The organism is Shewanella sp. SP1S2-4 (assembly GCF_031932075.1).
Lineage (GTDB): Bacteria > Pseudomonadota > Gammaproteobacteria > Enterobacterales > Shewanellaceae > Shewanella > Shewanella baltica.
This window is the reverse complement of the sequence record NZ_JAUOET010000027.1, coordinates 1-19,332: the sequence shown is the minus strand read 5'-3', so window position 1 is coordinate 19,332 and position 19,332 is coordinate 1. Positions and strand designations below refer to the sequence as shown.

Genomic DNA, 19,332 nt, shown 5'->3' with positions numbered 1-19,332 from the left:
GAACTATTTGCTCACTGACCATCAGCTCAATCACGGCATCACTCATAGTGCACTCACAAAAGGAGCTTAGGCTTCTTTTAATTTTAGGTTTCCCGCCCGATCCCCGCTAAATTGATGATGAACACTTGATTACTGTTTTTATATACAGTATTTTGGCGTTGGAGGAATTCAACGTGCGAAAAATTATTCACATCGATATGGACTGCTATTTTGCGGCAGTGGAAATGCGCGACTTTCCCGAATACCGTGGCAAGCCTTTAGCTGTGGGCGGCAGCAGCGATCGTCGTGGTGTTATCAGCACTTGCAGTTACGAAGCGCGTAAATTCGGTGTGCGTTCGGCGATGGCGACCGCCTATGCCTTTAAGTTGTGTCCCGATCTCATTTTGGTTCCTGGGCGGATGCAGGTTTATAAAGATGTGTCGCTGCAAATTCGTGAAATCTTCTCCCGTTATACCCAATTGATTGAGCCGTTGTCCTTAGATGAAGCCTATTTAGACGTGAGTGAGTGCCAACAATATAAGGGCTCGGCGACCTTGATTGCGCAGGCCATTCGCCGCGATATCTTAGCCGAAACGGGGTTAACCGCTTCGGCTGGCATAGCACCAGTGAAGTTTTTAGCTAAGGTTGCCTCGGATCTGAATAAGCCAAATGGCCAATATGTGATTACCCCAGAGACACTCCCTGATTTTGTTAAAACCTTATCGCTACGTAAAATTCCCGGTGTTGGCAAAGTCACCGCCGAAAAGCTCTCCTCGCTTGGGCTCAATACCTGTGGTGATGTGCAAGCCTACTCTAAACCTGAGTTATTGGCGCGATTCGGAAAATTTGGTGGCGTCTTGATTGAGCGTTCCCAAGGCATCGATGAGCGGGGCATTTCCGCCGACAGGGAGCGTAAATCAGTGGGTGTTGAAACTACGCTGGCAAAGGATATTTATAGCCTAGAGCAGTGCCAACAAGTGATGCCGGGATTGATCCAAGAATTAGCCCTACGTTTGAGCCGCAGCGCTAAAGAGCGCAAAATTCACAAGCAAGTGGTCAAGCTCAAGTTTAATGATTTCAAGCAAACCACCATTGAGCATCGTAGTGATGAAGTCTCGATTGTGATGTTTTATGATCTACTCGCACAGGCGATGGCAAGGCAAGAGGGGCGCGGCATTCGTCTATTGGGTATTTCGGTAGGACTCGCCGATTCTATCCTCGCAGTGCCCGAAATCCCAAATGCCCAGACTCAGCTTGATTTAGCGCTCTAGCTGTTTACTGAGTCGATACGCCGCAGACTCACGCCTGAATGGCTCAATAAGCCTCGGGTGGATTTGCCAACATAAAATCAATTAACAGTCTGACCCGTAAGGGCAGGTTGTCCCGATCGCGATACATCAAGTAGGCTGTGCGCGGAATACCTTGCCATTCTGGCAGTATTTGAACGAGCTTGCCGCTTTGTATCTGTTCACTCGCCATGCTGATGGGTAATAGTCCAATACCGAGCCCCGCCACTACAGCCTGACTGGCGATCGCCATATCATCGACGGCTAATTTGATGTTACCTCTTGGCTCAAACTCGACATTTTGCCCAGTGCTTTTGTGCTGTAAACGCCACGTTTTTGTGGGCTTAGCGATGATAACCGGATGCAGATCCAGTTCTTCTATGGATTGCAGTGTATGCCACTGGATTGCCGGTGTGCTGGCGCAAAGCACAAAGCTAATCGTGGTGAGCGGCCTTGCAATCCAATCGGGATCTTTAGGTTCACCCACTCGAAAGGCGATATCGATGGCGTTTTCACTGACATCAATATTCATGTTCGACAGACTTAAATCGATATCAATATTGGGATAATGCCGTTGGAAGGCGTTGAGTGATTCACCCAGCCAGCGATAGGTTGTATTGATGGGCGCCGAGATCCGCAATTTGCCAACCGCTTGATGTTTATCCGCATGCAACTCACCGGATACCTGGTTTAACTCGATAAACAGCGGGCCGCAGAGTTCGAGATACCGCAGGCCTGTAGCGGTAAGGTTGACTCTATGGGCGTCTCTGTGCAGTAAACGCAGGCCTAATGATTGTTCTAACAGATTGATTCGACGGCTTAAGGTTGAAGGTGGAATGCCTAAGTGCTGCGCCGCGAGCTTAAAGCTCCCTTGTTGTGCCACCACCCAAAATAAGCGCATATCGTCTAAGGAATAATTAAGTTTCATATTTGGAATTTAAGCTCTCAATCTTGTTTGTTTTAATAATATATGAAACTTATAAACTAAGCTCAATCCCAATTACCTCCCTAGAGTCCGATATGAAATCCCATACACCTTACATAACATTCGTTTGTCTACTGATTTGCGTTTTTAGCTGGGGCAGCGTGTTTCCCATTGCTAAGCGAGTGCTGGAGGAGATGTCAGGGGAATCCCTCGTATTCTGGCGTTTTACCATTGCGGCTGTGACTCTAGCGTTATATATCGCTTTTACTCGTCAGGCTTGGCCCAAATTGAGTTTGGCGCAATATATTGTCATAGCGCTAGTAGGCGTGATTGGTGTGGGCGGCTTAAATCTGGCGTTATTTAATGGCCTGCAGCATACCTCTGCCGCCAATGGTGCCTTGATTATGGCGCTTAGCCCGCTGGTGACTTCAATTGTCAATGCGCTATTACAGCGTGAATGGCTCAGCAGACAACAAGTGTTCAGCTTAGTGGGCGGTTTGGCGGGCGTATTGCTAGTGATCACTAACGGCAGTGTGCAGCAATTACTCAACTTTAGTTTTAACCAAGGTGATGTGATGATTGCCGCCGGCATGTTGGCGTGGAGTGGTTATACCATTTGTTCGCAATGGGTCGGCCATTGGTTGCCTGTGTTGCCCTTTACCTTGCTGAGTATGATAGCTGCCAGTGTGTCTATGTCCGTGGTTGGGCTTGGCCGAGGTGAGTTTCATCCTTGGCAGGAGTTGATTGGACTGTCGACGACGGCTTTGTCTAGCGTGCTCTACATAGGTTTGTTCGCCACTGTGCTCGGTTATCTGTTTTGGATTAACGGCGTTAAGGCGCTTGGTCCCGCTAAGGCATCGGTCTTTTTTAATCTCGTGCCCGTTTTTGCGGCATTAACGGCGTTAGCCATGGGGCAGGCGGTAACGGAAATTCAATTGGTGGGTATGCTGATAGTAATCCTTGCGTTGATGTTACCTATGTTAGTCAACCTACGCGCGGCAAGAGGCTTAGTGGTTAAGCGCTGCTAATCTATGCTAGCTTTGCTGTTTAAATATAAGGGAGCACCTGAATTCAGATCATCACTGCGACAGGTTTATGCTCCCTTATTCGGTAGAGGGGACTTTTCAAACATCACTGATTTACAAAAGGTAACTTATATAAAAACTTTCACTCTCGACAAATTACAGTTTAAAACGACTGACCAGCGCCGTGAGGTTACCCGCCATTGACGAGAGTTGTACGCTTGCGGCGTAGATTTCATCAGTGTTGCGTAAACTGTCTTCCGACTGTTCGGCAATGTGTTGAATATTTTGATGACTCTCATTGGCCATAGTGGTTTGCGCTTTGGCAGCGAGGGCGATTTGACTATTCATCTCGCTGATCTGGCTCACCATTTCTGCAATATGTGCTAGGGCTTCACCGGCATTACTGGCGGCTTCGACGCTCGAAATGGCCTTTTCATTACCAATATTAATTGCCGCCACAGCGCTTTGGGTGCCATTTTGCACATTGGCGATCATCAATTTAATTTCTTCGGTGGATTGGTGGGTCTTAGAGGCGAGGGAGCGCACTTCATCGGCAACCACAGCAAAGCCGCGTCCTTGCTCGCCCGCTCGCGCCGCTTCAATTGCTGCGTTAAGGGCTAATAGATTGGTCTGTTCGGCAATAGATTGGATCACCTCAAGTACGCGGCCGATATGTTGGCCTTCTTGTTCGAGTTTGTTGATTTGCATTTCTGCCGAGCCTACATCCCCCGCAAGTTCTCGAATTACATTGATGGTTTTTTTCACTCTTTCTTGGCCATCTGCGGTAAAGATATCGGCTTGTTTCGCGGCATCGGCGGCATGACTGGCACTGACTGACACTTCTTGCACAGAGGCAGCAATGTGATCACTGGCATCGGCGATTCTGTGGGTGGCCGCCTGTTGATCCATCAAGGTATGTTTTGCCGTGGCGCTGGTTTTGGCTAGTCCTTCGGCGGCGACATTAAGCTCCGAAGTAGATTGTTTAAACTGCGAGATAATGCCATGTAAGTTATCGAGAAAATGATTAAAGGCATTGGCAAGGTCGCCCAGTTCATCCTTAGAGGTTAGCTGGACCCGCTCGGTCAAATCACCATCACCATCGGTAATATCGTGGATTTTCGCCAGCAAAACTGCGAGCGGCTTACTGATGAGTTTAGGCAAGGCAACGATGAATAGAATGCAGATCAGGATACTAATCGTTAAAGCAATTAACTGCATCTGCTGCCCACGATAGGCGTCATCATCCACTTGGGTGACGGCTGCTGCCGTGTTGCTGTTTAAGTCATCGATCAGCTGATTAATATTTTGATGCAACTGCTCGAATTGCGTCGCTGCTTGGCCAAAACTCAGATCAATTGCTGTCGTGCGACCGTTACGGCCATTTTGGGTGCGCTGATTGCTGATTTCAGAGGTGGTGGTTCGCCATACCTCGAAACTGAGATTTAATTCATTGAGTTTTTCTTTTGCGAGGGGACTTGTGGTCACATCGGCAAACTGATTAAGGTGTTCTTTGACCAGAGATATACTATTAGTGTGCTGTTTTAGAAGGCTATTATAGGAGTCCGTGCCGACGTTAACGAACATCAGGCTACGTTCGGCGACTTGCGCTTGGTAAAGCTCTTTATCAGCTTGCAGCAGTTCAGATTGGCTCGGTAAGTATTCGAGTGCGAGCGTATTTGCGCTGTTATTTAATGCTTTAAGCCCTAAGATGCCAGTTGAAGAGGCGAAGATGACTACGCCAGCGAGTAGCAGACTCGGGTAAGTCAGTTTCTGGTTAACGGAAAGATCTTTATACCATTCCATAGCCACGCCCTCCTTGATTGATACACTGAAAGGTGAGGGCCGCGATAACCACTGAATAAAAGCGGATGCGGCCCATCACTGGCGTTATCCGGCAATTAGAGTCCGAATTGATCTAGGTTGATCCCTATGGTGATAGCACCAATTGCGGCATCGCCATCCATGACGGGTATCGAAATTTGTACCAGATAAGCTTGGGAGCTAGTGTCAAATTTGACTGGACCTATGTGCTTATCGCCTTTGCCATTGGCGAAGGATTTTTGCCATTTATCTTCGTCACCCTGCCAGTAGTCCGAGGTTTTACTGGTCATGGCGACGTTCGCACCTTGATTATCCATGAGGAAAATTTCTTGGTAGTAAGGTTGGCTGGCTTCGAAGGTGGTGAGAAACTTGGCCGCTTCGTTGTTCATCAAGGACGACATAAAGTCATCAATCCCTGCGGTGGCGATCCATTTTTCATCTAATGTTTTGATCGAATCTAAACTTTTGCCTTGAGCATTTTGCGCTTTAACGGCATTCACCAGCACCACTTCTTTACCTAATGGCATCAGTGAATCGGCTAGATCGATAACGGCTTGGGGAACTTCTTCGGCGAAACTGAGGTTACTGCTGAGCAGTAGTGCGGCGGCTGACAAGATTTTACCAAATTTCATGATCTCTATTCCTTAAGGTCACAGTATTGAAGGGGAAAGCGGCTATCTCTAAAAGCGCGACAAGCAAAAATACGTTCGGGTTAGACAGAACAACTATAGTAGAAAATTCAAGTTATTCAGTTCTTTCATAAAAATTTTATCAATGGCATTTCTGTACACAAATAGAAGGCGCGATAAAAAATAAGGCCACATCTGACTTGAGCAGATGTGGCCTTGAATTAGGTGCCAATTGAGTGAGCTAGGCTATCATTCGGGCGTTACGCCTTAACTGGAATACGCTCGAGTACGGCTAATAATAAGGTCCAGTATTGGCCGACTGTGGTGATGTTCACCATCTCATCTGGTCCGTGTGGATAACGAATCGTAGGACCAATCGAGACCATATCCATTTCTGGATAAGGTTTCTTGAATAGACCACACTCAAGACCCGCATGGATCACCATGATCACTGGCTCTTTTTGGTAAATGTCTTGATAGGTTTCGCGTACTATCGCCATCACAGGTGAGCTGTTATCTGGTTTCCAACCTGGGTAAGCGCCGCTTAAATCGATATCGGCTCCGGCTAAGTTAGTTAATGCAGTTAACATGCCTTCGACTTGAGTTCGGCCAGAATCAATCAGTGAGCGAATAAGACACAGGATAGTGACTTGTTCATCGTCAGTGCTGATAACGCCTACGTTGAGTGAGGTTTCAGTGACACCTTCGACTTCATCGCTCATGCGGATCACGCCGTTCGGGCACACATGCAGCAAATCGATCAGAGTATTTTGGCTGTTTTCGCTCATCACACGTTTTGGCGTGGGGATAGTGTTTAACACTAAGCGCATATCAGGATCGGCAATGGCGAGTTCAGTGCGGGTAAGCGCTTCAAACTCAGCGACTTTTTCGTTTAAGGCACTGACGTTTTCTTCTGGCAACATAAAGCTGATGTTGGCTTCACGTGGGATCGCATTACGCAATGAACCGCCGCTAAATTGGGTCAGCTCTAACGCTAAATCATCGGCATTTTCAAATAGGAAACGCGCCAGTAACTTGTTGGCGTTGCCGCGACCTAAGTGAATGTTCACCCCAGAGTGGCCGCCTTTTAAGCCAGATAAATGCAGGCTAAAGGCCGAGTAACTTTGCTCAGACGCTTGCCACACCATAGGCAGGGTGATTTGAGCATCGACGCCACCGGCGCAGCCCATGTAAATTTCACCCTCTTGCTCAGAATCTGTGTTGATCAGGATCTCTGCATCTAACATGCCCGCTTGTAAACCAAAAGCACCCGTCATGCCGGCTTCTTCATCGATCGTCAGTAGCACTTCTAATGGACCGTGCTTGATATCATCTGAGCCCAAAATGGCCAGCGCCGATGCCATGCCGATACCGTTATCAGAACCTAAGGTCGTACCTTTGGCTTTAACCCAATCGCCATCAACATAGGCTTCGATAGGATCTTTAGTAAAATCATGCACTTTGTCGGCATTCTTCTGCGGCACCATATCGATATGGGCTTGAATGACCACGATTTTACGATCTTCCATTCCGGGCGTTGCTGGTTTACGGATGATCAAGTTGCCAACGGCATCCTCAACGACGGCAAGTTGTTTGCTTTTAGCCCATGCTTGAATGTGCTGGCTTAAGGCTTGCTCATGTTTAGATGGGTGGGGAATCGCGCAGATTTGTTCAAACCATTGCCATAATGGCTGCGGGTATAACTGACTTAACGCTGTCACTAGAGTGTCCCTCATAAGGTCTTGTGGGTATAGGGCAAATTTGCGGCCATTCTAGCACATTCTGTGCAACCAATTAATCTCAGGATCTCAGGCTTTTGTTACGCTGGCAGCCAAAGTTTCCAGTTCGGACTTTTCAGGGGGGCTCAATACCACTTTTAGATTGGTAATTAGGCGATAGAGCGGGAATAATGCAGGCACAATAATGAAAAAGGATGGGTCATGTTTCAAGTTAACTTCGTTGATGTAAAAGCAGAAAATGCCATTTTTGATGGCGAAGGCTGGGATGCGGTTGTGGTGGTAACGCCCGATCTGGATGCTATCGGTTTTGATGAGATAGGTTTATTGGCCAAGCATGGTGCCCACGTGGATAAGCGCGTGGGTAAGAGCCCGACATTACTGTTCGCCCCAGGGCTTGCAGGAGGGCGTTTGATCATTGCGCCTGTCACCCAAGTGAACGATGAGTATGTGGACGTGCGAGTCTATGCCGATGCTGCAAGGGCGGCGATTGCCATCGCCAAAGAGGCGGGCGCCAAACGTCCGCTGTTATATGTAGTGCCATCGAAGGACTCACGTTTTAGTTTTGCCGCTGAAGTCGCAGCATTAGCCTGCGGTCAAGAGCTGTGGCAAACCTTAGAGCTGCGTGAAGCGACTGGCTTAACGCCTGCATTTGAGGCCATAGGGTTATTATCCTTATCAACCCATAACAGCAATTTGCTCAATGCCTTAGAAGCGGGTCGCGTATTAGCACGGGATTTATGTGGTACTGAACCCGAGCGCATGTCGGCTAAAGCTTTTGCCGATTATTGCCTGCAATCCTTAGCGGGCAGCGTGATTAAAACTGCTGTAGTGGAAGACAGAGATATTTTAGAGCGTGACTATCCGCTGCTCAGTGCAGTAGCGCGTTCCTCTTTTGCCGTCGGTCGTCATCAACCTCGGGTGGTGAAATTAGAATATCTGCCAGAAGGTGAAGTGACTCGTACTTTCCTGTTTGCGGGTAAGGGCGTGATTTACGATACCGGCGGCGCCGATCTGAAAGTCGGCGGCTCTATGGCGGGCATGAGCCGTGATAAAGGCGGCGCTTCTGCCGTGGCGGGGCTATTCAAAACCTTGTCAATGCTCAAGCCTAAGGGCATTCGAGTGATTGCCGAGTTAGGTTTAGTGCGTAACAGCATAGGCAGCGAAGCCTTCGTGACCGATGAAATCATCACCAGTCATGCGGGTGTACGAGTGCGGATTGGTAATACGGATGCCGAAGGGCGCTTAGTGCTGGCGGATTTACTGAGCCATTTACGCATCAAAGCCGTGTCGGCGGTGAAGCCTGAAATGTTTTCGGTAGCAACACTCACGGGTCACGTAGTGCGCTGTTATGGCAGTTATCCTGCGGCGGTGGAAAACTCAGTAGCGAGTGCGCAGCAATGCGCTGTCACTTTACAACAGCAGGCGACTCAATGGGGCGAACCCTTTGAAGTGTCTACATTGCGACCTGAAGACTTCGCGAAGATCCGCGATGTGTCAGGCGCTGCTGAAATGTTATCTTCAAATAATGCCCCATCATCGATCACTGCGCGCGGACATCAATATCCTGCGGCGTTTTTGCTGAAAGCGTCTGGGCTATTTGACCATGGTGTAACAGCCCCGATTCCCTTAGCTTATATGCACTTAGATATCGCTGGTAGTGCGACAGAAGGCGATCCGCTCTACGGCAAACCTACAGCGAGTCCGCTGGTGGGCTTGTATCAATATCTGATCAATCGCTAACGATTTGTGGTAACAAAAAGAAATAATTCTGTAATATCTTACTTATTAGATGGTTACAGGATTATTTCTGTTTTTCTGTGAAACAGATCGCCATTAACCCTACTATAATTGTGTAATTTAATTACATTAAAAAGCCTTAATTAAAAAAAATACAAATAAAGGTTGTAATAAAACTACAAAACCATATAATTGCTTTCGTGGATTAGGCACTAATGCCTTTCCTCTCTAGTCTATCCAGGATGGATATTTTTCTCCAAGGACCTGAGTGACAAGTCGTCTCAACGGATATGAGAATCTCTAGTTCCAGGGAACCGAGCCAAGCTTCACTAGAGTACTTAATCACAACTAATTTAGGAGTATTGACTATGTCTTATACAGGCAACAACCATTTTTATTGGCAGAACACTTGGTTTAACACTGATGTTTTGCGTGGCGGTTTATTCGCCATGAGCTTTAAGGCTTAACCCTCCTTAAAGTTTAGTTTCCATCATCCATCAACCTTTGTATCGCCTTTTTTGGCGTGTTTAGACTCAAGTAGTATATCGATGCTTTTGCATGGGTATGCCAGGTTTTTCCCGCTAGCGCGGTAATGTACTTCCCCGAAAGGGACGCTTGAAATATGTCTTTGCCTGCTCATTGAGCAGGCTTTTTTTTGCCTTTTTTTCGCTTAAGCGTTTAACTGTTTTACCAAATGGTAATGAGCATAAACGGTTAGTGTCAGAAGTGATAAAGCGCCTATTGTCAGCCCTCGCGCTTAATCGCCTCCTCAGAGGTGAGGGATTGCTTCTTTGATAAATGTGGCGTTGAGATTACTGGAGAAGAGGTTGAAGTGTATGTTGAGCCTGCGCCACTCTGGGATTATTGGTATGCACTGGGTGATCCTAAAAAATTCCAAGCGCTCCTTTCATGCGCTATGTAAACACTATCCGATGAAGTAGTTTGCTCAGGTGATAGCATTACCAATGCTAATAAATACAAGCTTAACCAAGTTGCTAAGCGCTAACTGACTCCACATATTTATCATTTTATTGAACCGCACAGTCATGGCGAGGTTTCCATCATTTGCGTTCAGAATAAATCACTCGGCCGTTTACCGAATGATTTATGGTTACTTGTGTTTATCCCTTGCCAATTTTCTGGCCTGACCAGCCTAAACTCCCTATAATCGGCTGCAAATGTCATCACGTTACATAGTGTTTACATCTAACTACCCTACATACTTAAAATAAAAAGGAACCTTGTTCCATGTTAGAAAAACTGTTCAAACTGAAACAAAATCAAACGAGCCTCAAGCAGGAAGCGGTCGCAGGTTTGACCACATTTATGACGATGGCCTACATCATTTTTGTGAATCCAATGATGTTAGCTGATGCGGGCATGGACCATGGGGCTGTATTCGTGGCGACCTGTTTGGCTGCGGCTGTCGGCTGTATAGTCATGGGCTTGATGGCGAATTATCCTATCGCGCTTGCACCCGGTATGGGACTGAACGCCTTCTTTACTTATACCGTTGTGGGTGAAATGGGTTACAGCTGGGAGACTGCACTTGGCGCGGTATTCCTGTCGGGTATTTGCTTTTTAATCTTATCTTTAGTGCGCATTCGAGAGTGGATTGTGAATAGTATTCCCATGTCGCTGCGTATTGGTATTGCCGCTGGTATTGGTTTGTTTCTTGCGCTGATCGGCCTTAAGAGCGCCGGTATTGTGGTGGCAAGCCCTGCAACCTTAGTGACCTTAGGCGATATCACTGCATTTCCGGCGGTTATGGCTGTGTTAGGTTTTTTCCTGATCATTGCTATGGTGCAACGTGGAATGAAGTCGGCGGTCATCCTAAGTATCTTGATTATCACAGCGCTGGGATTAATGTTTGGCGATGTGCAGTATCAGGGTATTGTATCTATGCCGCCGTCGATCATGCCGACATTTTTGAAGATGGATTTATCCCAAGCCTTTGAAGTGACTATGTTATCTGTGGTGTTTGCCTTCTTATTTGTCGATCTCTTCGATACCTCTGGCACTTTAGTTGCGGTTGCACAGCGCGGTGGTTTCCTCGATGAGAAGGGCCGTTTACCGCGATTAAACCGTGCCTTGACTGCTGACAGTTTAGCGACCATTGCGGGCGCGGCTTTTGGTACATCGACGACCACAAGTTATATCGAAAGTACGGCGGGTGTGAGTGCGGGAGGCCGGACTGGTTTAACGGCAGTTGTCGTGGGATTACTCTTTATTGCTGCGTTATTCCTGTCGCCATTGGCGGGCATGATCCCAGCTTATGCGACAGCGGGCACACTGTTTTATGTGGCGATTCTGATGATGTCGGGGCTCGTGCATGTCGAATGGGAAGATTTGACTGAAGCCGCACCGGTAGTTGTGGTGTGTATTTTAATGCCACTGACGTTTTCTATCGCTACAGGCATCGCCTTTGGGATGATTTCATACGCCGCAATCAAATTACTCACGGGTCGTTTTAGCGATCTCAATGTGGGCATTGTCGTCTTGGCCGCGCTGTTTGTGGCTAAGTTTATCTATGGCTAATCCTATCGATTAGTGGCTCGAGCAGTGCAAGCTCGCAACCTAGATTGTCTACAATAGACAATATTTTTTGAGGGTCATCTAACTGATGGCCCTTTTTAATGCGCTATTCTAAGCAAAATCGAAAATTTATTCGGAGTTAATAACTCCTTGCTACCAATTACCCAGCGGATTAGGTATAAGGATTGTTCGGTTATTTTTTACAAATGAATAATGAACTTAAGTGAGATTGCGTATCGCCGCGTAGTAGTGAAGTTAGGGACGAGTGTGCTGACCTCTGGCAGTAAACAGCTAGATAAAGCCCACATGGTTGAGCTTGCTCGTCAAATGGCCGCACTGATGAAGTCAGGGGTCGAAGTCGTATTATGCACTTCTGGCGCAATTGCCGCCGGGCGTGAACATCTCCAATACCCGATACTGCCCGACACTATGGCCAATAAGCAATTGTTAGCCGCTGTCGGGCAAAGTCAGTTGATCCTCGCTTGGTCACAACTCTTTAGTATTTATGGGCTGCATGTCGGCCAATTGCTGCTGACCCGCGCCGATTTGCAGGATAGGGAGCGTTACCTCAACGCCCGTGACACGCTTAATGCCTTGCTGGCCAATAATATTGTGCCGATCATCAATGAAAACGATGCCGTTGCCACTAATGAAATCAAAGTCGGTGATAACGACAATCTGTCGGCCCGTGCCGCACTGCTGTGTGATGCCGATTTATTGATTTTATTGACGGATCAAAAGGGCTTATTCGATGCCGATCCGCGCACTAACCCGAATGCTAAGTTGATCTCCCAAGTCGTCAAGATTGACGACAGCCTACGTATGTTGGCGGGCGGGTCTGTTTCTGGTTTAGGTACGGGCGGAATGTCGACTAAATTGGAAGCGGCGGATATTGCTCGCCGTGCGGGCATCGAAGTGGTTATCGCCTCTGGCCATCACCCCGATGTGATTAAAAAAGTGGTGAGTAAGGAATCTGTTGGCACGCATTTTAGTGCGATTGAAAACCCGCTAGAAAGCCGTAAACAGTGGATTTTAGCGGGACCTGCGACTCAAGGTTCTTTAGTGCTCGATGCGGGCGCGGTCAAAGCCGTGACAGACAAGGGCCGCAGCCTATTGTCTAAAGGTATCATCGGCGTTAAAGGCCAGTTTGAGCGCGGCGCAACGCTGCAATTAGTTGATCAACAGGGTAAAGTGATTGCTAAAGGGATGACACGATACTGCGGCCAAGCCCTCAGTTTGATCGCGGGCAAGCATTCCGATGAGATCGAGTCTTTACTCGGTTACGATTATGGTGACGCAATCGTGCACCGCAACGACATGGTTGTCTTATAAGCGAGGTCTGTTTTGAGTCAAATGAATCAAGAACAGTATTTACAGCAACTTGGTAATAATGCCAAACAGGCAAGTTACGCCTTAGCCAATTTAACCGCTAGCCAAAAGGCTGACTTACTCGAAGCCATCGCCGATGCGCTGACGGAAAATACAGCCGCTATTTTAGCCGCGAATGCTAAAGATGTGGCCGCTGCTAGAGCCGATGGATTAACGGATGCGATGATCGACAGACTGTTGCTCGATGATGCGCGTCTGGCGGGCATTATCGGTGATATTAGCGATGTGATCCGTCTTGCCGATCCGGTAGGTGAAGAATTTGGCAGCAAGTTATTAGATAACGGTTTAAGGCTGACTCGCCGCAGAGTACCACTTGGGGTGATCGGTGTTATCTATGAGGCTCGGCCTAATGTCACTGTTGATATCGCGGTACTTGCCCTTAAAACCGGTAATGCGGTGATCCTCCGTGGCGGTAAAGAAACCCTAGCATCGAATAAGCTTATTAGTGACGTGATCCGCGGCGCGATTGTCGCCCAAGGTTTACCGATAGATGCGGTGCAATTTATTGATTCTTCAGACAGAGCTTTAGTGACAGGTTTACTTAAGCTCGATCAATATGTCGACATGATAGTGCCGCGTGGCGGTCAAGCGCTGCAACGCTTATGTGCCGAGCAGGCGACGATTCCGGTGATCTTAGGCGGCATAGGTATTTGCCATTTATATGTCGATAAAAATGCCAATCTTGAGCGGGCTCTCGAAGTGATCGCTAACGCCAAAGTGCAGCGTCCAACTGTGTGTAATGCGCTTGATACCTTGCTGGTGGATGAGCATGTGGCGAGCACCTTTGTACCGCAAATTGCCGAGTATCTGCATCGTTTAGGTGTGCGTTTTTCAGTTTGTGATACAAGTTTTAGTTTGCTTGATGGTTTAGGGTTTGATGTGACGCACGCTAAGGCTGAGGATTTTGGCATCGAATGGTTGTCGTTAACCTTAGGCATTAAAGTGGTGAGTGATATCGATGCCGCCGTTGACCATATTCGTACTTATTCTAGCGGCCATTCGGAAGCGATTTTGACCGATGACATTCACGCTGCGGCGCATTTTATGAACCAAGTGAACTCAGCGGCTGTGTATGTGAATGCCAGCACACGTTTTACCGATGGCGGTCAGTTTGGCCTTGGCGCCGAAGTGGCAGTGAGCACGCAAAAACTCCACGCCCGCGGCCCTATGGGGCTTGAGGCATTAACCACGTATAAGTGGTTAGCTTGGGGTGATTACACAAGCCGTGTTTAGTGGTTAAAAACCATAAAATTAAAGCCGTTAACGCATTACGTTGACGGCTTTTTTGTTTGCAGAATTTGATTGTATAGTTTGATTGTAAGTACCAATTTGCAGAGTCTATTTATGGCAGTGTCTGTTTGCGCATTAATGGAGAAGCGGCGTATAAGTGGCAAGTAACCAGATACAGAAAAATAGCGTCGACATGACGGTAGTGAATCTACGAAAGGCCTTGATGTATTCCAAGGTATAAATAAAGTACTTTTCCTGCACTCTGCGGGTGAGTAATACCGAGGGCAGCATAAAACTGCAATAGAGCATGACTACCATAGTGGTAAAACTGTTTCCCCAGAAATGCTCATAAATAAATAAGGCGATGCAGAGTAGCATAGCGCACCAGCTGATTGGGCTGATGCTATTTTCTGGGTTCCATTGGGTTGATTTTTCCATCTGACTATCCTTAGTCGATTTGTACCTCAGTACAATTTATAGACGGATATCTCGGCTTTATCAAACGCTTTCTACTGTAGACCCAGTTCGCAGAGGCTAATTTGTTGTTGCTAGGGTCTTGTTTGCGAGTTATCCAACATGAGCGCGTGCTATTTAATGGAGTGGATTACTTAACGTCGAATGACCTGTGCTTAATGTGGCCTGAATAGCTTAAAGCGTCTTGATATCGGCAAATTCGCCTTTGCAAAGCTGGGCTAAGTCTGTGGCCGCTAAGCTTATCTCTAAGCCGCGTCGGCCCGCGCTGACATAAATTCTGTCGAAGCCTTGAGCACTGACATCAATTAAGGTCGGTAACTGTTTTTTCTGCGCTAAGGGACTAATGCCGCCAACCAGATAGCCCGATGATTTTTGCGCGAGTTCGGCATCGGCCATTTGCAGTTTCTTTTGTTTTAAGCATTTAGCTACGGCTTTTAGATTAAGCTGATGATCGACTGGCACAAGCGCGACGGCAATCGGCGCATGGGCTTTGTCGATGGCGACCAAGAGGGTTTTAAACACTTGTGCGGGGTCAAGCCCTAAGGTGTTGGCGGCTTCTTCGCCGTAGGCGGCGCAGTGTGGATCGTGGCTGTACTCTAGGATTTCAAACGCAATTTTGGCTTTTTTCGCCAATCGAACGGCCGGGGTCATTCTATACTCCTTCACAAAATGGGTGATATTAGCGCTTAATTTTGATGTAAAACGTTAGCCACTTCGGTTTTTACGTTCTTTAATTGGCTCATTGCAGTGAGCCAAGTTTATTTCAGGCGACGATTCAGTGATGACTCTGCCATCACTCAGCTATCTCTCAACCATCATTCAGCGAGCTTTGGCTTTGGGCTTATTTTGCTTTTACGCTCGGTATAACGGGGCCAAAGTTGTTGCAACATCATCCCTGACAGAATAAACGCTAGGCCGAGATAGGTCGCCATCGCGATCGTTTCCTGCAAAATCCACGCGATAAAACCAATCGACATCACAGGGGATAAAAACACCATAGTGCTGATGTTCGCGGTACGAGTGGCGGTTTTTAGCGCCATTAACCAGAGCACGAAGGTAATGCCCATCTCAAATAAGCCCACATACACACCTGCAAATATCGCCTTAAGACTAAAACTGGGCAGGGTATCTGTCAGTACTAAAGTGACGGCAATAAAAGGTAAGCCGATAAGAAAACTCAATAATAAACTCACCACGGGATCGCCTTGATCTTTAGTGTTGACGATCCAATATAGGCACCAGAGTAAGGTGCTGGTGAGAGCAAGGCCGATCCCGAGCGGGCTATCAAAACTAAAGCCGCTGATATCGCCGCCGGTGGCAATGATAAATACCCCAGTGTAGGCAATCAGCGCCGCAGTAATGTCGCTCTTACGCAAATGTTGTTTTAATAAAGGCGCAGCAAGTAACGGCAGCAATACCGCCCAAGTGTAATTCAGTGACAAAGCTTGCTGCGCTGGTAATAAGGAATACGCCTTAAACAGCACCACATAGTAAAGGAAGGGATTGATGAGCCCTGTGATTAGATAAAATGCAGGGCGGCGCAAAAACTGTTGCGTGAGTAAGGAAAGCTTCTTTTGCCAAGCCAGGATACCGCCAAGGGCAATAATCGACGTGAGCACGGCAACAAACACCAGTTGCAGTGGCGTGTAGTAACTCAAGGCAATCTTAAAGGCCGTGGCCACTGTAGACCAGAGGAAGACCGCCGCCATGCCATACACGTACGCTAAATTCGAAGACTTCACTCTGCTACCTTACCTGGATAAACATCCGCCAAATGTGGGCAGATTGAATAACAGCTTGGGTTGATAAGCAAGACTATTTTATCTGCTTGGATATTTTATCCCGCGGCAGATGTGAGAAAGATAAATCAGAAAATTTTTTTGTTCGCCCTTGTAATTAAATTCCCTGTCCCAATATAGGTATCAAGGCAGAGAAGGTGGCCAACGATGGACTTGATATTTCAACCATCTAGCCCCATATCAAAACCAACTAAACAAATTTAGATTGAATGAAATTTTTCGGAGGACCTCATGGGTAAAATTATTGGTATCGACTTAGGCACAACAAACTCTTGTGTAGCTGTCCTCGATGGTGGCAAAGCACGTGTGTTAGAAAACGCTGAAGGCGATCGCACAACCCCGTCAATCATCGCTTATACAGATGATGAAACCATTGTCGGTTCGCCAGCAAAACGTCAAGCTGTGACTAACCCGACTAACACATTCTTCGCGATTAAGCGTTTGATCGGTCGTCGCTTTAAAGATGACGAAGTCCAACGTGACGTGAACATCATGCCATTCAAAATCATTGCAGCCGACAACGGTGACGCATGGGTTGAATCGCGTGGCAACAAGATGGCTCCACCACAAGTTTCTGCAGAAATCTTGAAAAAGATGAAGAAAACCGCAGAAGACTTTTTAGGTGAAGAAGTAACAGAAGCGGTTATTACTGTTCCTGCTTACTTTAACGATTCACAACGTCAAGCGACTAAAGATGCGGGTCGTATCGCAGGTCTTGATGTTAAACGTATTATCAACGAACCAACGGCTGCAGCATTAGCCTACGGTATTGATAAGAAACAAGGCGACAACATTGTTGCGGTATACGATTTAGGTGGTGGTACATTCGATATCTCTATCATCGAAATCGACAGCAACGATGGCGACCAAACATTTGAAGTGTTGGCAACCAACGGTGACACCCACTTAGGTGGTGAAGACTTTGACAACCGTTTGATCAACTACTTAGCTGATGAATTCAAGAAAGAGCAAGGCTTAGATCTGCGTAAAGATCCATTAGCAATGCAACGTCTGAAAGAAGCAGCAGAAAAAGCGAAAATTGAACTTTCAAGCACCAACCACACTGAAGTGAACCTGCCATACATCACGGCAGACGCAACAGGTCCTAAGCATTTAGTGATTAAAATCACTCGTGCTAAATTGGAATCGCTGGTTGAAGACTTGATTCTCCGTACATTAGAGCCACTGAAAGTTGCCCTGGCTGATGCAGATTTATCTGTAACAGACATCAACGAAGTGATTCTAGTGGGTGGTCAAACACGTATGCCTAAGGTTCAAGAAGCAGTGACAAACTTCTTCGGCAAAGAACCTCGTAAAGACGTGAACCCAGACGAAGCGGTAGCCGTAGGTGCTGCAATTCAAGCGGGCGTACTGTCAGGCGACGTGAAAGACGTATTACTGTTAGACGTAACACCACTGTCTCTGGGTATCGAAACCATGGGCAGCGTGATGACTAAGTTGATTGAGAAGAACACCACTATTCCTACTAAGGCGCAGCAAGTGTTCTCAACAGCCGATGACAACCAAAACGCAGTGACGATTCACGTACTGCAAGGTGAGCGTAAGCAAGCGAGCGCGAACAAGTCATTAGGCCAGTTCAACTTAGACGGTATTGAGCCAGCTCCACGTGGCCAGCCACAAATTGAAGTGATGTTCGACATCGATGCCGACGGTATTCTGCATGTGTCTGCGACAGACAAGAAAACCGGCAAGAAACAAAACATCACCATCAAAGCTTCTTCTGGCTTAAGCGAAGAAGAAGTGGCGCAAATGGTACGTGATGCCGAAGCTCACGCAGATGAAGACAAGAAGTTTGAAGAGTTAGTGCAAGCACGCAACCAAGCTGACGGCTTAGTCCACGCGACTAAGAAACAAGTGGAAGAAGCGGGTGATGCATTGCCAAGCGAAGATAAAGAGAAAATCCAAGCTGCTATGGCCGCTGTTGACACTGCCAGCAAAGGCAATGATAAAGAAGCCATTGAAAAGGCAACTCAAAACTTGATCGAAGCATCTGCTAAGCTGATGGAAATCGCTCAAGCTAAGTCTCAAGCTCAAGGCGGCGACAATGCCGACGCGGGCAAACAGGCTAACGCTGCTGCCGATGACGTTGTCGATGCTGAATTCGAAGAAGTGAAAGACGACAAGAAATAATGACTTGTTTTCAATCAAATAGATTGATTTCAAAGCGTTAATTTCTAGGCGGGCGTTACGGGGCAACCCTAACGCCCGTTTGTTCAACACCAGCTGAGAAGCATGAGATTATGTCAAAGCGAGATTATTACGAAGTATTAGGTGTCAGTCGTGACACTAGCGAACGTGAAATTAAAAAGGCCTACAAACGTCTGGCCATGAAATTTCACCCAGATCGCAACCCAGGCGACAAAACCGCAGAAGCTAACTTTAAAGAAATTAAAGAAGCCTACGAGATCCTAACCGACGCCGACAAAAAAGCGGCCTACGACCAATTTGGTCACGCGGGTGTGGATCCTAATCGCGGTGGCGGTGGTTACGGTGGTGGTCAAGGCGATTTCGGCGATATTTTCGGTGATGTCTTTGGCGATATTTTCGGCGGTGGACGTCGTGGCGGTCAACGCCAAGCGGCCCGCGGTTCAGATTTACGTTACAACCTAGAGTTATCACTGGAAGAAGCCGTTAAAGGCTTAACCAAAGAACTGCGGATTCCAACGCTGGCGACTTGCGATCTGTGTGAAGGCAGCGGCGCGAAAAAAGGCACCTCTGCAACCACATGTGGCACCTGTCACGG

Annotated in this window: 15 protein-coding genes; 8 read left to right on the top strand and 7 right to left on the bottom strand. The window is 47.3% G+C overall.

The features are described 5' to 3' along the window. Nucleotides 1-173: 173 nt before the first annotated feature. On the top strand, nucleotides 174-1,250 hold the full coding sequence (gene dinB / locus Q4Q52_RS18505; RefSeq protein ID WP_259573136.1) for a DNA polymerase IV: 1,077 nt from the start codon (nucleotides 174-176) through the stop codon (nucleotides 1,248-1,250). A gap of 43 nt (nucleotides 1,251-1,293) precedes the next feature. Here dinB and Q4Q52_RS18500 read toward each other — a convergent pair whose 3' ends face one another. Next, nucleotides 1,294-2,193, bottom strand: coding sequence for a LysR family transcriptional regulator (locus Q4Q52_RS18500; RefSeq protein WP_311906537.1), 900 nt, complete (start codon nucleotides 2,191-2,193; stop codon nucleotides 1,294-1,296). A gap of 92 nt (nucleotides 2,194-2,285) precedes the next feature. On the opposite strand from Q4Q52_RS18500, the gene Q4Q52_RS18495 reads away from it, so the two are divergent. Then, nucleotides 2,286-3,218 (top strand): DMT family transporter, encoded by a 933-nt coding sequence (locus Q4Q52_RS18495; RefSeq protein WP_311906536.1) that lies wholly within the window; start codon nucleotides 2,286-2,288, stop codon nucleotides 3,216-3,218. A 153-nt stretch (nucleotides 3,219-3,371) separates the two neighbouring features. On the opposite strand, the gene Q4Q52_RS18490 is transcribed toward Q4Q52_RS18495, so the two are convergent. The 3 genes from Q4Q52_RS18490 to Q4Q52_RS18480 all read right to left on the bottom strand — a co-directional run bounded on the left by Q4Q52_RS18490 (nucleotide 3,372) and on the right by Q4Q52_RS18480 (nucleotide 7,386). Further along, nucleotides 3,372-5,018, bottom strand: coding sequence for a methyl-accepting chemotaxis protein (locus tag Q4Q52_RS18490; RefSeq protein ID WP_311991303.1), 1,647 nt, complete (start codon nucleotides 5,016-5,018; stop codon nucleotides 3,372-3,374). Nucleotides 5,019-5,113: 95 nt separating this feature from the next. Continuing rightward, complete coding sequence (locus Q4Q52_RS18485) at nucleotides 5,114-5,668, bottom strand: cache domain-containing protein (protein ID WP_006080485.1); 555 nt, start codon at nucleotides 5,666-5,668, stop codon at nucleotides 5,114-5,116. Nucleotides 5,669-5,925: 257 nt separating this feature from the next. Beyond that, nucleotides 5,926-7,386 carry an aminoacyl-histidine dipeptidase gene (locus Q4Q52_RS18480; RefSeq protein ID WP_311991302.1) on the bottom strand — a complete coding sequence of 487 codons (1,461 nt, stop codon included), beginning with the start codon at nucleotides 7,384-7,386 and terminating at the stop codon, nucleotides 5,926-5,928. 219 nt (nucleotides 7,387-7,605) lie between these two features. Between Q4Q52_RS18480 and Q4Q52_RS18475 the strand changes: the two genes are divergently transcribed. From Q4Q52_RS18475 to Q4Q52_RS18460, 4 genes are all read left to right on the top strand, one after another. Then, nucleotides 7,606-9,144, top strand: coding sequence for a leucyl aminopeptidase family protein (locus Q4Q52_RS18475; protein WP_311889864.1), 1,539 nt, complete (start codon nucleotides 7,606-7,608; stop codon nucleotides 9,142-9,144). Between the two features lie 1,245 nt (nucleotides 9,145-10,389). Next, on the top strand, nucleotides 10,390-11,679 hold the full coding sequence (locus Q4Q52_RS18470) for an NCS2 family permease (RefSeq protein WP_311991301.1): 1,290 nt from the start codon (nucleotides 10,390-10,392) through the stop codon (nucleotides 11,677-11,679). Nucleotides 11,680-11,889: 210 nt separating this feature from the next. Continuing rightward, nucleotides 11,890-13,008, top strand: coding sequence for a glutamate 5-kinase (gene proB, locus Q4Q52_RS18465; protein WP_311889866.1), 1,119 nt, complete (start codon nucleotides 11,890-11,892; stop codon nucleotides 13,006-13,008). A 12-nt stretch (nucleotides 13,009-13,020) separates the two neighbouring features. Continuing rightward, a complete protein-coding gene (locus Q4Q52_RS18460; protein ID WP_311991300.1) occupies nucleotides 13,021-14,298 on the top strand; it encodes a glutamate-5-semialdehyde dehydrogenase in 1,278 nt (425 codons plus the stop codon). A 132-nt stretch (nucleotides 14,299-14,430) separates the two neighbouring features. Here the strand turns inward: Q4Q52_RS18460 and Q4Q52_RS18455 are convergent, their stop codons facing one another. The 3 genes from Q4Q52_RS18455 to Q4Q52_RS18445 form a co-directional block, all read right to left on the bottom strand. Continuing rightward, nucleotides 14,431-14,733 (bottom strand): hypothetical protein, encoded by a 303-nt coding sequence (locus Q4Q52_RS18455; protein ID WP_107948823.1) that lies wholly within the window; start codon nucleotides 14,731-14,733, stop codon nucleotides 14,431-14,433. 210 nt (nucleotides 14,734-14,943) lie between these two features. Further along, the gene (gene ybaK, locus Q4Q52_RS18450; protein WP_311991299.1) at nucleotides 14,944-15,420 is read right to left on the bottom strand and encodes a Cys-tRNA(Pro) deacylase; all 477 of its coding nucleotides are present in this window, start codon (nucleotides 15,418-15,420) and stop codon (nucleotides 14,944-14,946) included. Between the two features lie 164 nt (nucleotides 15,421-15,584). Further along, nucleotides 15,585-16,511 carry a DMT family transporter gene (locus Q4Q52_RS18445; RefSeq protein WP_311991298.1) on the bottom strand — a complete coding sequence of 309 codons (927 nt, stop codon included), beginning with the start codon at nucleotides 16,509-16,511 and terminating at the stop codon, nucleotides 15,585-15,587. A gap of 288 nt (nucleotides 16,512-16,799) precedes the next feature. Here Q4Q52_RS18445 and dnaK point away from each other — a divergent pair, with 288 nt between their 5' ends. Together dnaK and Q4Q52_RS18435 are read left to right on the top strand one after the other, a co-directional pair. Beyond that, a complete protein-coding gene (gene dnaK / locus Q4Q52_RS18440) occupies nucleotides 16,800-18,719 on the top strand; it encodes a molecular chaperone DnaK (RefSeq protein ID WP_311991297.1) in 1,920 nt (639 codons plus the stop codon). Between the two features lie 110 nt (nucleotides 18,720-18,829). Continuing rightward, on the top strand, nucleotides 18,830-19,332 hold a 503-nt coding region (locus Q4Q52_RS18435; protein ID WP_311991296.1), incomplete at its 3' end, for a DnaJ domain-containing protein.